The 14,856-nt window shown below is 73.9% G+C and carries 11 protein-coding genes; 9 read left to right on the forward strand and 2 right to left on the reverse strand.

From position 1 onward, the window contains the following. Positions 1-173 precede the first annotated feature (173 nt). Together ACIQVI_RS16500 and ACIQVI_RS16505 are read left to right on the forward strand one after the other, a co-directional pair. Positions 174-2,822 (forward strand): BTAD domain-containing putative transcriptional regulator, encoded by a 2,649-nt coding sequence (locus ACIQVI_RS16500; RefSeq protein ID WP_351972755.1) that lies wholly within the window; start codon positions 174-176, stop codon positions 2,820-2,822. Positions 2,823-2,965: 143 nt separating this feature from the next. Continuing rightward, positions 2,966-3,748, forward strand: coding sequence for a DUF4232 domain-containing protein (locus ACIQVI_RS16505; RefSeq protein WP_403596022.1), 783 nt, complete (start codon positions 2,966-2,968; stop codon positions 3,746-3,748). A 25-nt stretch (positions 3,749-3,773) separates the two neighbouring features. On the opposite strand, the gene ACIQVI_RS16510 is transcribed toward ACIQVI_RS16505, so the two are convergent. Next, positions 3,774-4,886: a pyridoxal-phosphate dependent enzyme gene (locus tag ACIQVI_RS16510; RefSeq protein WP_403596025.1), complete on the reverse strand. Its 1,113-nt coding sequence runs from the start codon at positions 4,884-4,886 to the stop codon at positions 3,774-3,776. Positions 4,887-5,076: 190 nt separating this feature from the next. Here ACIQVI_RS16510 and ACIQVI_RS16515 point away from each other — a divergent pair, with 190 nt between their 5' ends. Beyond that, positions 5,077-6,651: a S8 family serine peptidase gene (locus tag ACIQVI_RS16515; RefSeq protein WP_351972752.1), complete on the forward strand. Its 1,575-nt coding sequence runs from the start codon at positions 5,077-5,079 to the stop codon at positions 6,649-6,651. 168 nt (positions 6,652-6,819) lie between these two features. Next, the gene (locus ACIQVI_RS16520; protein WP_403596028.1) at positions 6,820-7,986 is read left to right on the forward strand and encodes a DUF4190 domain-containing protein; all 1,167 of its coding nucleotides are present in this window, start codon (positions 6,820-6,822) and stop codon (positions 7,984-7,986) included. Positions 7,987-8,014: 28 nt separating this feature from the next. Here the strand turns inward: ACIQVI_RS16520 and ACIQVI_RS16525 are convergent, their stop codons facing one another. After that, on the reverse strand, positions 8,015-9,370 hold the full coding sequence (locus tag ACIQVI_RS16525; RefSeq protein ID WP_403596031.1) for a glycoside hydrolase family 18 protein: 1,356 nt from the start codon (positions 9,368-9,370) through the stop codon (positions 8,015-8,017). Positions 9,371-9,617: 247 nt separating this feature from the next. Here ACIQVI_RS16525 and ACIQVI_RS16530 point away from each other — a divergent pair, with 247 nt between their 5' ends. The 5 genes from ACIQVI_RS16530 to ACIQVI_RS16550 all read left to right on the forward strand — a co-directional run bounded on the left by ACIQVI_RS16530 (position 9,618) and on the right by ACIQVI_RS16550 (position 14,843). Further along, positions 9,618-10,370 (forward strand): GntR family transcriptional regulator, encoded by a 753-nt coding sequence (locus ACIQVI_RS16530; protein WP_351971547.1) that lies wholly within the window; start codon positions 9,618-9,620, stop codon positions 10,368-10,370. A gap of 436 nt (positions 10,371-10,806) precedes the next feature. Next, positions 10,807-10,986, forward strand: a complete 180-nt coding sequence (locus ACIQVI_RS16535; RefSeq protein WP_121833032.1) for an SPOR domain-containing protein — start codon at positions 10,807-10,809, stop codon at positions 10,984-10,986. A gap of 64 nt (positions 10,987-11,050) precedes the next feature. Further along, the gene (locus ACIQVI_RS16540; protein WP_351971548.1) at positions 11,051-11,482 is read left to right on the forward strand and encodes a (deoxy)nucleoside triphosphate pyrophosphohydrolase; all 432 of its coding nucleotides are present in this window, start codon (positions 11,051-11,053) and stop codon (positions 11,480-11,482) included. A 223-nt stretch (positions 11,483-11,705) separates the two neighbouring features. Further along, on the forward strand, positions 11,706-12,128 hold the full coding sequence (locus ACIQVI_RS16545; protein ID WP_403596036.1) for an ATP-binding protein: 423 nt from the start codon (positions 11,706-11,708) through the stop codon (positions 12,126-12,128). 144 nt (positions 12,129-12,272) lie between these two features. After that, positions 12,273-14,843 (forward strand): SpoIIE family protein phosphatase, encoded by a 2,571-nt coding sequence (locus ACIQVI_RS16550; protein WP_351971550.1) that lies wholly within the window; start codon positions 12,273-12,275, stop codon positions 14,841-14,843. Positions 14,844-14,856: the final 13 nt, after the last annotated feature.

The following is a 14,856-nucleotide window of genomic DNA, read 5'->3' on the forward strand; positions in this document are numbered from 1 at the left end:
TCCGGGCGCCGCCGTACCGCCGCACCGCCGTACCGGTCACTGTGTGGAACGCCACGTCCGGATTCGGCCGACGCGGGCGGTACGGGGGAACTCCGCGTCACGGGCGACCCTCTTCCCCCACGTATCCTCGACTGCCGGGGAAAACGGGGGAGCGTGATCGCGGAGGTGTGAAGGTGGAGTTCCGGCTGCTCGGCTCCGTTGCGATGGTGACGGAGGACGGTGACGTAGCCCTGGGACCCGCCAAGCGGTCCAGCCTCCTCGCCATGCTCCTGCTGCGCCCCAACAGCGCGGTGAACGTCGGGCAGTTGACCGACGCCCTGTGGGAGGAGGAGCCTCCCGTCCACGCCAAGACCGTCCTCCAGGGGCACGTCTCGCGGCTGCGGGCCCTGCTCGCCGAGCACGGGGCCGGGGCGTACGGGGTCGAGCTCGCCACCCAGGGCTCGGCGTACGTGCTGCGGATGCCGGAGTCGCTGGTGGACGTGCACCGCTTCGAGGAGCTGGTGGGTCTCGCCGGGGTGCAGCGGCAGCCCGCCGACGCGGTCCGGATGCTGCGGGAGGCGCTGTCGTACTGGCAGGGCCCGGCGCTCACCGGGACCGTCCACAGCCGGCCCCTGGAGGCCGCCGCCACCGGGCTCGAAGAGCTGCGGCTCGCCACCGTGGAGGCGCTGGCGCAGGCGTACGGGCAGCTCGGCGAGCACGCCAGGGCCGCCGCCGTCCTGCGGACCGAGGCCGTCGCCCACCCCCTGCGCGAGTCCCTCGCGGCCGCCCTGATGCTGGCCCTCGGCCGCTCGGGCCGCCAGTCGGACGCGATCGACTGGTACCACAGGACCCGGCGGCTGCTCGCCGAGGAGCTGGGCGTCGACCCCGGCGAGACGCTCAGCGAGGCGTACGCGACGCTGCTCCGTTCCGCCGAGCCCGCCCCTGCGGCCCGCCCCGTCGCCCCGCCCGTCGAGGTCCCCGCGCCGGAGGGCCTGCCCCGGGCGCCGCGCGGCTTCACCGGGCGCGGCGCCGAGCTGGCCGCGCTCGACCGGGCGGTCCGGGGCGGGGACGGGCCGGTCTGCCTCGTCACCGGGCCCGCGGGCGTCGGCAAGACCTCCTTCGCCGTCCACTGGGCGTACGAGCGGCGCGCCGACTTCCCCGACGGGCGGCTCTTCGCCGATCTGAAGGGCTTCAGCGAGACCCCGGCGCCGGAGACCGCCGCCGTCCTGCGCGAGTTCCTGCTCGCGCTCGGCGTTCCCGCCCAGCGGATGCCGGAAGGGGTCGAGGCGCGGGGCGCGCTCTTCCGCTCCCTGACCGCCGGGCGCCGGCTGCTCGTCGTCCTCGACAACGCCCGCTCCTCCGGGCAGGTCCGGCCGCTGCTGCCCGGCGGCGACCACTGCGCGACCCTCGTCACCAGCCGCGACCGGCTCGGCGGCCTGATCGCTTCCGACGCCGCCCGGCCGGTGCCGCTCGGCCACCTGCCGGAGGCCGACGCCGCCGCCCTGCTCGCCACCGTCCTCGGCGAGGACCGGATCGCGGCCGAGCCGGACGCCGCCGCGCGGCTCGCCGGGCTCTGCGACGGGCTGCCGCTCGCGCTGCGGGTGACGGCCGCCCGGCTCGCCGAGCGCCCGGCCTGGACCCTCGGCGCGATGGTCGGGGAACTCGCGGACGAGCAGAGCCGGTTGACCCTCCTGGACGTCGAGGACCGGGGCGTCTCCGCCGCGCTTCGGCTCACCGTGCAGCAGCTCCCCGACTCCGCCGCCCGCATGTTCCGCGCGCTCGGCCTGCACACCGGCGCCGACCTGGACCGGTTCGCGGCGGGCGCGCTCGCCGGGACCTCGCCCGCGCAGGCCTCCGCCGACCTGGACCGGCTCGCCGCCGCGCACCTGCTCACCGAGGCGGTCCCCGGCCGCTGGACCCCGCACGACCTCGTGCGCCTCTACGCCCGCCACCTCGCCCCGCAGGCCGACCCCGAGGGGCTGCCCCGCCTCCTCGACCACTACCTCTACACCGGGCTCGCGGCCGACGCCGCCGCCGAGCCGGGCTCCCAGCCCTGCTACGCGCTGCCCGCCGACGCCCGGCGGCCCGCCGCCACCAGGGAGTTCGAGGACCGGACGGCGGCCCTGGAGTGGTACGCGGCCGAGCGCGCCGCCCTGGAGGGCGCGGTCGCCGCCGCGGCCGCCCTCGGCCTGCACGACCGGGCCTGGCGGCTCGCCCTGGTCCAGTGGCCGCTGATGCTCATGCGGATCGGGGACGGCTGGACCCCGCTCCTGGAGGCCGGGCTCGCCTCCGCCGAGCGGGTCGGGGACGCCGACGCGCAGTCCCGGGCCAGGGCGCTGCTCGGCTGGATCCTGCACGCGGAGGGCCGGAACGCCGAGGCGCTCGTCCACCTGGAGAGGGCGCCCGGCCTGGCCGCCCGCGCGGGCGACACGATCAGCGAGGCCATCGCCCACGTCAACCACGCCGCCGTTCTGGACGCCACGGGCGAGCACGAGCGGGCCGGGCTGCTCATGCTGCACGCGGTCTCGCTCGCGGACCGCACCGGCCACCCCTCCACCCAGGTCCTCACCCTCCAGCACCTGGCGGGCCACTGCCTGAAGGCGGAGGAGTACGAGGCGGCGCTCGCCCACACCCTGCGCGCGGAGGAGCTCGTCGCCTCCGACGCGGTGGTCGTGCGGGCCCAGCTCCAGATCGTCCGGGGCGAGGCGCTGGCCGGGATCGGACGCCTCGAAGAGGCCACCGACCAGCTGGAACGCGCGATCGTGGCCTCCGAGAAGGCCGGTTTCCCGGAGGGCTCGGCGCGGGCCGCGGACCGTCTTTCGCGCCTGTCAGCCGATCGTTAGCGGCACGCAAGCGGGACGGCAGTACGGAACGGAAAGCTGGATACAGCACCGATCGACGAACCGGTGCGCACGCACCGAAAAGGTGCACCGGCGTGCGAGCACCGAGCGCGTGCCGGCCGACCGCTTCCCGGGGGAGAACCACCATGCGCCACCACCACAAGAACACCGTCCTGGCCGCCGCCGCCCTCGCCGCCCTCTCGCTGGGCCTGACCGCCTGCGGCGGCTCCGACGCCGGCGCCAAGGACGCCGGGAGCGCGAGCTCCGCCCCCCGGGCCTCCGCCGGTACGGGCGACGGCGCGGCCCCCGCCGAGGGCGGCCAGGACTCCACCGGCGGCTCGGCCACCACGACCGGCGGCTCCACGACCGGCGGCTCCACGGCCGGTGGTTCCACGACCGGCGGTGCCACCGCCGGTGGTTCCACGGGCGGCGGCAAGGGCACGAACGCCTCCACCGCGTCCACCGGCTCCACCACCGGCGGCAAGACCGCCGCCAAGGCCCCGGCCTGCGCCCACGGCGACGTCAAGGTGACGACGGAGAAGGCGGACGAGGTCCCGACCGAGCACATCGTCCTCACCGCCACCAACGTCTCCGGCCGCGCCTGCACCCTGCTCAAGTACCCGCTGCTCGCCTTCGGCCCGATCCAGACCGCCAAGGACGTCCCGGCCGTCGCGAAGAGCAGGTCGACCGTTCCGGTCGTGATCGGGAACGGCGAGTCCGCGTACGCCAACGTGCGGGTCTCCCTCGGCGGCGTCCACGAGGAGAACAAGGTGGTGAAGGAGTTCACCGTGAACCTCTTCGCCCCCGACGGCCCGGCCGAGGGCAGCGTCGTCGTCAAGGCCCCGGCCGGCGGCCTCGCCGTCAACGAGGCCGTCGCGAAGACGGGTCACTGGACGTACGAGCTGCGCAACGGCGCCGACGAGTTCTGACCGGTACGGAGGCGGGGGAGCCGCGTCAGGGCGCCAGGCCCGTCTTCGCCCCCGCCCCGCACAGCGGCACCACCGTGAGCCCCGGGCGCGGCGGGGCCGCCTCCACCGCCGCCCAGCAGGCCGTGCCGGTGGCCTCCACGAAGAGACCGCGCCGCGCCAGGTCCCGCTGGGCGGCGCGGATCCGCTCCTCCGGCACCGTCAGGAACGTGCCGCCCGTCGCCCGGACCGCCCGCAGGATCTGCCGGGCCCGGGGCGGCGCCGGGATCGCGATCCCCTCGGCGAGGGTGGGGCGGACAGCGGCGGGCCCGGCGATGTCGTCCGCGCCCGCGTGGAAGGCCTCGGCCAGCGGGGACACCGCCTCCGCCTGCACGGCGACGAGCGCGGGCCGGGCGTCCACGAGCCCGTGCCGGTACAGCTCCTCGACGGCGAGGGCGGCGCCGAGCAGCAGGGTGCCGTTGCCGACGGGAACCACGATCGTGTCGGGCAGGCGCCCGCCGAGCTCCTCCCACAGCTCGTAGACGTAGGTCTTGGTGCCCTGGGTGAAGTACGGGTTGTACACGTGGGAGGCGTAGAAGGTGCCGGGCTCGTCGGCGGCCTCCCGGGCCGCGCGGGCCGTCGCCTCGCGGTCGCCGGGCACCTCGACCACCTCGGCGCCGTGCGCCCTGATCTGCTCCAGCTTCTTCGGGGACGTGCCCCCGGGGACGTACACGCGGCAGGCGAGCCCGGCCCGCGCGCAGTACGCGGCGGCGGCCGTGCCCGCGTTCCCGCTGCTGTCGGCGACGACCCGGTCGAGGCCGCCGGCGCGCGCGAGGCGCAGGGCGTGCGCGGCGAGCACCACCGCGCCCCGGTCCTTGAACGACAGCGTCGGCATGAGGAAGTCGAGTTTGGCCGCGACGGATCCGGTGAGGGGGACGAGGGGCGTGCGGCCCTCCCCGAGGGTCACCTCGGGCGCGTGCGGCAGCGGAGGCAATGCCTCCGCGTAACGCCACAATGAATTCACACGTGACGCGAGTGACGGGAGGGAAACCGGCTCGCTCGCGAAGTCGAGGTCCCACGGCCCCCGGCACTCCGGACAACACCAGGTGAGCGCGGACACGGGCGAGGAAACGCGGCAGCGGGGGCACGTGTAGGCGGTCATGATCCCCAGGATGGCAGCCGTGTGGCGCGCGCGTTACGGGACGCCGGGCACCCTTGTGCGATTCCTATGGATCCGCCAATCTTTCGCTCGACAGCCGGACGTTCGAAACGGCGCGTACATCTCGCGTCGCCTTGTCATGTCCCTGTCGCACCCCCACAGCAGCGCACCACCAATGAGGAGGACCCCTCACATGTCAGTGATGCGTGACTCGCGTCGCAGAATCGCCACCGCCGCCGCCGTGGCCGTCGTCGCACTGAGCCTCGGCTCGCTCTCCGCCCTCCCGGCCACCGCCGCCCCGGCCGCCCCGGAAGGCGTCATCGAGAACGCCGGAGCCGCCGACGCCGTCCCGGGCAGCTACATCGTCACCCTCCACGAGTCCGCCCCGGCGGAGACCGCGAAGGGCCGCGCGATCCCCGCCAAGTTCGGCGCGAAGATCAAGCGCACGTACACCTCGGCGGTCAACGGCTACGCGGTCGAACTCTCCGAGGCGCAGGCGAAGAAGCTCGCCGCCGACCCGGCCGTCAAGTCCGTCGCCCAGGACCGCGTCTTCACCATCGCCGCGACGCAGCCCTCCCCGCCGTCCTGGGGCCTCGACCGGATCGACCAGAAGGCCCTCCCGCTCAACCAGAGCTACACCTACCCGGACGCGGCGGGCCAGGGCGTCACGGCGTACGTCATCGACACCGGCGTCCGCATCAGCCACGGCGACTTCGGCGGCCGGGCCTACAACGGCTTCGACGCCATCGACAACGACAACGTCTCCCAGGACGGCCACGGCCACGGCACCCACGTCGCCGGCACCGTCGCGGGCACCTCGTACGGCGTCGCCAAGAAGGCGAAGATCGTCGGCGTCCGCGTCCTCAACAACCAGGGCTCCGGCACCACCGCCCAGGTCGTCGCGGGCATCGACTGGGTGACGCAGAACGCCGTCAAGCCGGCCGTCGCCAACATGAGCCTCGGCGGCGGCGTCGACACCGTCCTCGACGAGGCCGTCCGCAGGTCGATCGCCTCCGGCATCACCTACGCGGTCGCGGCGGGCAACGACGGGGCCAACGCCTCCAACTACTCGCCGGCGCGCGTCGCGGAGGCCATCACCGTCGGCGCCACCACCAACACCGACGCCCGCGCCAGCTACTCCAACTACGGAACGATCCTGGACATCTTCGCGCCGGGCTCCTCCATCACCTCGTCCTGGAACTCCAGCGACTCCGCGACCAACACCATCTCCGGCACGTCGATGGCCACCCCGCACGTCGCCGGCGCCGCCGCGCTCTACCTCGCCGCCAACCCGACGGCGACCCCGGCCCAGGTCTCCACGGCCCTGACGACCGCCGCCACCCCGAACGTCGTCACCAACCCGGGCACCGGCTCCCCGAACCGGCTCCTGTACGTCGGCGACGGCGGCACCACCCCGCCCCCCGGCAAGAACTTCGAGAACACCACGGACTACGCCATCGCGGACAAGGCGACCGTCGAGTCCCCGATCACCGTCACCGGCGTCGCCGGCAACGCCCCCGCCGCCCTCAAGGTGCCGGTGAACATCGTCCACACCTACATCGGTGACCTCCAGGTCCAGCTGATCGCCCCCGACGGCTCGGCGTACACGCTGAAGTCCTTCGGCACCGGCGGCAGCACGGACAACATCAACACCACGTACACCGTGAACGCCTCCTCGGAGGTCGCCAACGGCACCTGGAAGCTGCGGGTCACGGACAACGCGACCTACGACACCGGCAAGATCGACTCCTGGGGCCTGCAGTTCTGACCCGAGCACCCGGGCCTCCTGAACGCTGAACACCGAACGACGAGGGGCGGTCGCCTGCGGGCGGCCGCCCCTCCGTCACGCGAACGCGCGCGACGGCGCACCGCCCGACCGCGTACGATGCGCGCTCGTTCACCTGTTCGTATCACCGCCCCGCAGGAGCACCCACCCGTGGACCCGACCCAGCCGACCCCGCCGGTCCCGCCGTCCCCCGGGGGCCCGCAGCCGCAGGGGTGGCCCGCCCCGGGGCCGTACACCTCCCCGGGAACGCCCTACGCGGCCGGCCCCTACGGCCCGCCCGGCGGCCCCGGCCCGGGTCCCTACGGGCGGCCCGCGCGCCCCACCAACGGCCTCGCCGTCGCCTCCCTCATCTCCGGCCTCCTCTGCTGCGTCCCGCCCCTCGGTCTGGTCCTGGGCCTCGTGGCCCTCCCGCAGATCAGGAAGAAGGACCAGGCGGGCAGGCCGCTCGCGATCACCGGCATGGTCTTCTCCGCGCTCAGCTGCCTGCTCCTCGTCCTCGGCCTGGTGACCGGCGGCTTCGCCTCGGCCTGGAACGGCTTCAAGGAGGGCGTCGACGAGGCCTCCCGCTCGAAGTCCCCGTTCTCGCTGCGCACCGGCCAGTGCTTCACCGACCGGGGCAAGCTGGAGGAGTACACGACGGAGGTGACCGTCGTCGACTGCGCCCGCCCGCACGACGGCGAGGTCACCGGCGGTTTCAAGGTCACCGGCTTCACCTCCTGGCCCGGCGAGGACGCGATCGACGCGATCGCGGAGAAGCGCTGCGAGACGCTCAACCAGGCCTACGCGCTGGACACCTGGCGGGTCCCGGAGGACGTCTGGGCCTACTACTACCTGCCGAGCAGTCAGAGCTGGCGGTTCGGCGACCGGACCGTGACCTGCGCGTTCGCCACCGACGGAAAGCCGTTCAGCGGCTCGGTGCGCTCCGACGCCACGACCCTGAACGCCGGCCAGACGCACTTCCTGAAGGCCGTGAACCCGATCGAGACGGTCCTCTACCTGATACCGGAGGACGACCCCGACGAGGACCTCGCGGCGAACAAGGCCTGGGCCGCGAAGGTCCGGACGGCGATCGACGCGGCGCACGCGGACCTCGGACGGCGCTCCTGGACCGGTGCCGCGGCGGAGCCCGTCGCGGCGCTCCGCAAGGACCTGGCAGCGGCCTCGAAGGAGTGGCGCGAGCTGGCGGCGGCGGCCGACGCCGACGCGTACTGGGAGGCGTACGACAAGGCCCGCGACCCCCTGCCCGGAAGCGCGTCGGCGCGGACCGCGCTCGGCCTGACGGACACCCCGCCCGAGGGCGGGGGCACGTCGGCCTGAGGCGCGGTCCGCGCGTCCGGGCGCGGGATCAGCGCCGCTTCTTCAGGCCCCGGTCGATGGCGGTGATCAGCTCGCCGTCCGGGGTGTCCCCGTCGAGCGACCAGACCATCGCGCCGCCGAGCCCGTTCTGCCGGACGTAGGCCGCCTTGGCGCGCAGCACGGCGGGGTCGTCGTAGGTCCACAGGGTGGTGCCGTCGAAGAGCCAGGCGTGCCCGTTCCGCACGTCCCGGTGGAGCGTGTACGTCCCCGACTCCGCGAGCCGCTTCAGGAACTTGTAGTCCTCCGAGCCGGCCGTCCAGGTGGCGGGGGCGGGGCCGGTCGCGGGCTTGCCGAGGCCGTTGCCGCCGCCGGTCACACCGGTCCAGCCCTGGCCGTAGAAGGGCATCCCGACCACCAGCTTGTGGGCCGGGGCGCCGCGCCGCAGCCAGGCCCTGACGGTCTGGTCGACGCTGAAGTCGTCCTTCGCGTACAGCGCGGACTGCTGGTTGGTCCTCGACTCGCCGGAGACGTGGAAGTCGTAGCCCTGGAGGTTCACGAAGTCGAAGTCCCGCATGATCTTCGCGACTTCGAAGCCCGCGTCGATCTTGGCGGGGGCGGTGGGCACGTACGCGCTCAGCTCGTAGTGCTTGCGCTTCTTCAGCGTGCGCCCGTAGGCGTCGAGCTGGACGCGGAACTCCCGGACGAGCTTGGTGAAGTTGGGCTTGTCCTCGGGGCGGATCACGTTGCCCGGGGCGCCCTCCGAGCCCGGCCACTCCCAGTCGAGGTCGATGCCGTCGAAGACCCCGGCGGCCGCTCCGGCGCCGCCCCGGGCGCCGTCCACGGGCAGGTTGCCCTTGATGTACGTGTCGATGCAGGAGGCGACGAGGGTCTTGCGGCCGGCCTCCGTGCGCACCGCGTCGGAGAAGTGCGCGGAGCCGGTCCAGCCGCCCAGCGAGATCATGACCTTGAGCCCGGGGTGCTTCGCCTTCAGCTCGCGCAGCTCGTTGAAGCTTCCGGCCAGGCGCTGCCCGTCGGCGTCACCGACGCCGTCCACGGAGTTCGCGGCGTCGACGGGGCGCACGTAGTCGGCCCAGGGGTCGGAGCCGGGCGCGTTGCCCATGAGGCACTTGCCGTCCGTGCCGATCACGCCGAAGGCGTAGTTGATGTGGCTGAGCTTGGCGGCGGTGCCGCTCGTCTCCAGGTCCTTGACCTGGAAGTTCCTTCCGTAGATGCCCCATTGGGTGAAGTAGCCGATCCGCTTGAGGGCCTGCCCGTGGGCGGGCTTGTGGGCGGATCCGTGCGGGGCCTGGTGCGCGTCGGCGGCGGGGGCCAGGGCGGCGAGGAGGCCGAGGGTGACGGCGGTGGCCGCGCCGAAGGTCAGCTTGGTCATGGCTCTGGGACGCATGGGCTCGTTCCTGTGCGAGGCGGGAGGGAGCGTGCGGATGGAGCGGATGCGCGTGCAGGGAGGAAGGTATTGGTCTGTACCAATAGAGGTCAAGAGATCCGGCCGCATCCGTCGCCCGGCGACCCTCGGTAACCGGGGGTGTGAAGCCGGGGCTTCATCACTTCGGGTGAAACTTTGGCCCATGCTTGCGGTCTGCGACCCACGGTTGCCACGCTGTTGCTGACAGTCAACCTGAGGGGAGTGTCCAGTGACGTTCGGTGAGCAGCCCGCCTACCTGCGCGTGGCGAGCGATCTGCGGGAGAAGATCGCCGACGGCTCGCTTCCGCCTCATACCCGTCTCCCCTCGCAGGCACGCATCCGCGAGGAGTACGGGGTGTCGGACACCGTCGCACTGGAGGCCCGCAAGGTACTGATGGCCGAGGGGCTCGTCGAGGGGCGCTCGGGCTCCGGGACCTACGTGCGGGAGCGCCCGGTGCCGCGCCGGATCGCCCGCTCCGGCTACCGCCCGGCCTCGGGCGCCAGCCCCTTCCGGCAGGAGCAGGCGGCCGAAGGGGCCCGCGGCACCTGGGAGTCGAGCAGCGGGCAGGAGCCCGCGAGCGCGGAGGTGGCCGCGCGGCTCGGCATCGAGCCGGGGGAGCGCGTGATGCGCACGCGGTACGTGTACCGGGACGGCGGCGAGCCCATGATGGTCTCCACCTCCTGGGAGCCCCTCGCCGTCACCGGCCGGACCCCGGTCATGCTCCCCGAGGAAGGACCCCTGGGCGGCTGCGGGGTCGTCGAGCGGATGGCCGCCATCGACGTCGTCGTGGACAACGTGGTGGAGGAGGTCGGCGCCCGCCCCGGCCTCGCCGAGGAACTCCTGGCGCTCGGCGGGGTCCCGGGCCACGTGGTGATGGTGGTCGAGCGGACCTACTACGCCTCGGGCCGGGCCGTCGAGACGGCCGACGTGGTGGTCCCGGCCGACCGCTACCGGATCGCGTACCACCTGCCGGTGCGGTAGCGCCCTCGCCGGCGGTGTGCCGCCCCGCCCGTGCTCCCCGGCCCGTCGCCGGTCCGGGGGCGGGCGGGGGGCTTTTGGTGCCGCGTGCGGCTGTGGGTCCCGGGGCCTTTCGGCTCCGGGGCGGGTCGGTCCCGGGCCCGGGTGCGTACTTCCGTGAGGTGACGGGCCGTCGGGTCGGGTCGCCGTCCGATCGTTTCTGTGTCGGTGCCCGTTGCCCCGATGCCGGTGGCCGTCGTCCCGGGGGCGGGGGTCGTCGTCCCGGGGGCGGTGGCCGGGGCCCGACTTCGGCCTCCCTCCGTCGGTAACCGGCCGAACCGTGCCTCTTTGTGCAAACCCGTATCCGCTGTGTGAAGGTCAGGCGTAAGCTCCGGCATATGCGGATTGCGGTTTCCCGGAGATCCATGAGGGCACCCGGACCGGCGGAGGGAGAAGCCCGATGACCGACAGCGGCCCCGTGCTCGCCTGGCTCGTCATTCGTCAGGACGACAACGGCAACCGCTACCGGGTGGGGCGGTACGCGACCCGGGACGAGGCGCAGAAGATCGCGGACAGCCTCGACGACCGCGGCCACAAGCAGCTCTACTGGGTCGAGCGCGTCGGCAGCCCGGCCCTCTGAACCGCCCGGCGACGCCCCGGAGCGACCCCTGGGCCGCCCCGGAGCGCGGGTTACGCTCCCGCCCATGACGGAACGCACCACCACCGAGCCCCACCACGACCGCGGCCCCGTGGTCGTCGTCGCGGGCGCCCTGTACGACCGGGGGCGGCTGCTCGCCGCGCGGCGCAGCGCCCCCGAGGAGCTCGCCGGCCGCTGGGAACTGCCCGGCGGCAAGCTCGAACCGGGCGAGAGCCCCGAGGAGGCCCTGGTCCGGGAGCTCCGGGAGGAACTCGGCGTGGAGGTCGAACCGGGCGAGCGCATCCCCGGCGAGTGGCCGCTGAAACCCGGTTACGTCCTGCGGGTGTGGACCGCCCGGCTGCTCTCCGGCGAACCGCGGCCCCTGGAGGACCACGACGAACTGCGCTGGCTCACCCGGCCGGAACTGGACTCGGTCGACTGGCTCGACCAGGACCGCCCGGCCGTCGCCGAGGCGGCGCTGAGGTTTCCGGAGCGCTGAGCCCGTCGGAGCGCCGAGGTTTCCGGGGCTTCCGGAAGCGTCCGCCGGAAGGGTGTCCTCCGAGGGGGCGCGCGGACGGCTCCCTACGCCGTTCGTGCCACCGTGCGCCGGTGACCGCCCCCAGTGGGATAACTTGCCCCGAATGGTGGGTATGTCCCCATTGGTACCTCGCAAGGGGGACGTGGGCCTTCCTGCTGACACGCGGCTGGGGAAGTGATCGGGTGTGATCTACACCGACGGCGACCGCGCCGAGTGGAGCTTCCCGGCCGAGGCGAACGCCGTGCGCACGGCCCGCCACGCGGTGCGCGAGACCCTGCGCTCCTGGGAGCTCGACGGCCCCCTCGGCGACGTGACCGTCCTGCTGGTCAGCGAGCTGGTGACCAACTCCCTGCGGTACGCCTCCGGGCCCATCGGGGTCCGCCTGGTCCGCGTCCACCCCGACGGCGCCGACCCCGCCCGCGCGGCGGCCCTGCTCGTGGAGGTCTCCGATCCGCTTCCGGATCCGCCGACCGCGAAGGTCCCCGGACCCGACGACGAGGGGGGCCGCGGCCTCGGCCTCGTGGCCTGCACCGCCCGCCGCTGGGGGATCAGGATGGGGGCCGTCGGCAAAACCGTATGGTTCGAGCTGGCTCTCCCTGGTGAGTAAACAGGGTGGGACAACGATCACCGGTACTCGGCGCGGAACGAACGAGACCACCCTGTGATCGTGAACGTCGTACCGCCGGAGCCCGCCGTATTGAATACTGCGGGCATGGCCGGTCCGGTGCGGTGAGCTGGAGGGGACGGTCGCGTGAGCGAGATACCTGAGACGGCGAGCGGCGGCGTCGTGTGGCAGAGCAGCCCGCCCGGCTCCATCTATGACCACATCCGGGTGGCCTCCTTCTCGATCGGGCCCGACGGCCTGGTCGAGCAGTGGAGCCGAAGGGCCGTGGACCTCTTCGGAGTCAGCGCGGAGGAGGCCAGGGGCAAGGACCCGGTGGAGGTCTTCGTGCCCGCCGACCTGCGCGAGCGCGGCCACCGGCGGGTCAAGGAGATCCTCGACGGCAAGGAGTGGACCGGCCTCGTCCCCTTCCGCACACCCGGCGAGGAACAGCCCCACGGCATGGCCGAGATGTACGTCATGCCCACCGAGACCGACAGCGGGGAGCGGGCCGCGCTCTGCATCGTCGTCGACGTGCGCGCCCTCCGCCGCATCGAGACCGACCTCGCCGCCTCCCAGGCGATATTCGGCCAATCCCCCTTCGGCTTCCTCCTCTTCGACACCGACCTGACCGTCCGGCGGGCCAACCGCCGCTTCGCCACCGTCTTCGGCGGCGAGGCCGACGACCACCGGGGCCGCACCGTCCACGACTACCTGGGCCGCCCCGAGGCCGAGCGGATGACCACCGCGCTCCGGAAGGTCCTGGAGACCGGCGAGTCCGTCACCGACCTGAGGATCGTCGGCGCCGCCCCCGGCGCCAGGGACCGCCGCCACTGGTCCATCAACCTCTACCGGGTGCACAGCGGGTCCGGCCGCCCGATCGGCGTCGCGGGCCTCGGCATCGACGTCACCCGCCGCCACAACGCGGCCAGGGAGGCCGCCAGCGCCCGCCGCAACCTCGCCCTCCTCAACCAGGCCGGCGCCCGCATCGGCAACACCCTCGACCTGGAGGCCACCGCCCGCGAACTCCTCGACGTCGCCGTCCCCGGCTTCTGCGACCTCGCCTCCGTCGACCTCTACCAGGGCCTGCTCACCGGCGACGAGGCACCGCCCGGCCGCTGGGGCAGCTCCCACGACGTCGGCTACGGGGCCGGCAGCGCCGAACTGCGCCGGGTCGCCTTCGCCAGCGCCGTCTCCGACACCCCCCGCAGGACCGACGGGGGGCACGCCCCCGACCCCGACCGTCCGGGCACCGCGCCCATCGAGGTCGGCGCCGTCCACCGCTACCCCTTCAACTCCCCGTACGCCGGAGCCCTCCGCACCGGCCGGATCCGCACCGTGTCCGGCGACGACGGCGACCTCGCCCGGCACACCCTGGCCGTCCCCATGACCGCCCACGACACCGTCGTCGGCCTCGTCCAGTTCTCCCGCGCCAAGGGCAGCGAGCCCTTCGGCGAGCGCGACCGGGCCCTCGCCGCCGAACTCGCCGCCCGGGCCGCCGTCTGCATCGACAACGCCCGCCTCTACCGCCGCGAGCACGAGCGGGCCCTGATCCTCCAGCGCAGCCTGCTCCCGCCCGGCGACCCCGAGGCCGCCGGACTCGACATCGCCTGCCGCTACCTCCCCGGCGCCGACGCCACCGAGGTCGGCGGCGACTGGTTCGACGTCATCGAACTCCCCGGCCACCGCACCGCCCTCGTCATCGGCGACGTCATGGGCCGCGGCCTGCGCGCCGCCGTCGCCATGGGCGAACTCCGCACCGCCGTGCGGACCCTCGCCCAGCTCGACCTGGAACCGGCCGAAGTCCTCTCCCACCTGGACGAGATCGCCCGCGGCCTCGGCGCCCCCATCGGCACCCAGCAGTCCCGCGCGCACAAGAACCGCGGCCCCGAACTCTCCGAGGTCTACCTCGCCACCTGCGTCTACGCCGTCTACGACCCGGTCACCCGGCGCTGCACCTTCGCCAACGCCGGCCACCTCCCGCCGGTCCTCGTGGAACCCGGCGAGGCGGCCCGGCTGCTCGACGTGCCCCCCGGGATGCCGCTCGGGGTCGGCGGCGAGCCCTTCGAGGAGGTCGAGGTCGAGATCCCCGAGGGCGCCCTCCTCGCCCTCTACACCGACGGCCTCGTCGAGTCCCGCGACCACCCCCTGGACGAGGGCCTCAGCGCCTTCCGGCGCGCCCTCACCGACCCGTCCCGCCCCCTGGAGGACGTCTGCGACCGGGTCCTGGGCAGCCTGAACACCGGGCACGGCGAGGACGACATCGCCCTCCTCATGGCCAGGATCCAGGGCCTGCCCGGCGAGGCCGTCGGCGACTGGCGGCTGCCCAGGGAGCCCCGCTCGGTCGGCCGGGCCCGCGAGCTCGCCCGCGCCCAGCTCGCCGCCTGGGACCTCGAACCGCTGGTCGACACCGTCGAACTCCTCGTCAGCGAACTCGTCACCAACGCCCTGCGCTACGGCGAGGGGGAGATCCGGCTGCGGCTGCTGCGCGACCGCACCCTCGTCTGCGAGGTCTGGGACGCGGGCCTGGTCCAGCCGCGCCGCCGCCGGGCCAAGGACACCGACGAGGGCGGCCGCGGCCTCCAGCTGGTCGGCCTCCTCAGCTCCTCCTGGGGCTCGCGCCGCACCCCGCGCGGCAAGACCGTCTGGTTCGAACTGGCCCTGCCGGAGGGCGGGGAGGCGGCGGAACCCACGGTGGAGCAGCTGCTCAGCATGTTCTGACCCGTACGGGTGC

It is taken from the genome of Streptomyces sp. NPDC098101, from assembly GCF_044760185.1.
Lineage (GTDB): Bacteria > Actinomycetota > Actinomycetes > Streptomycetales > Streptomycetaceae > Streptomyces.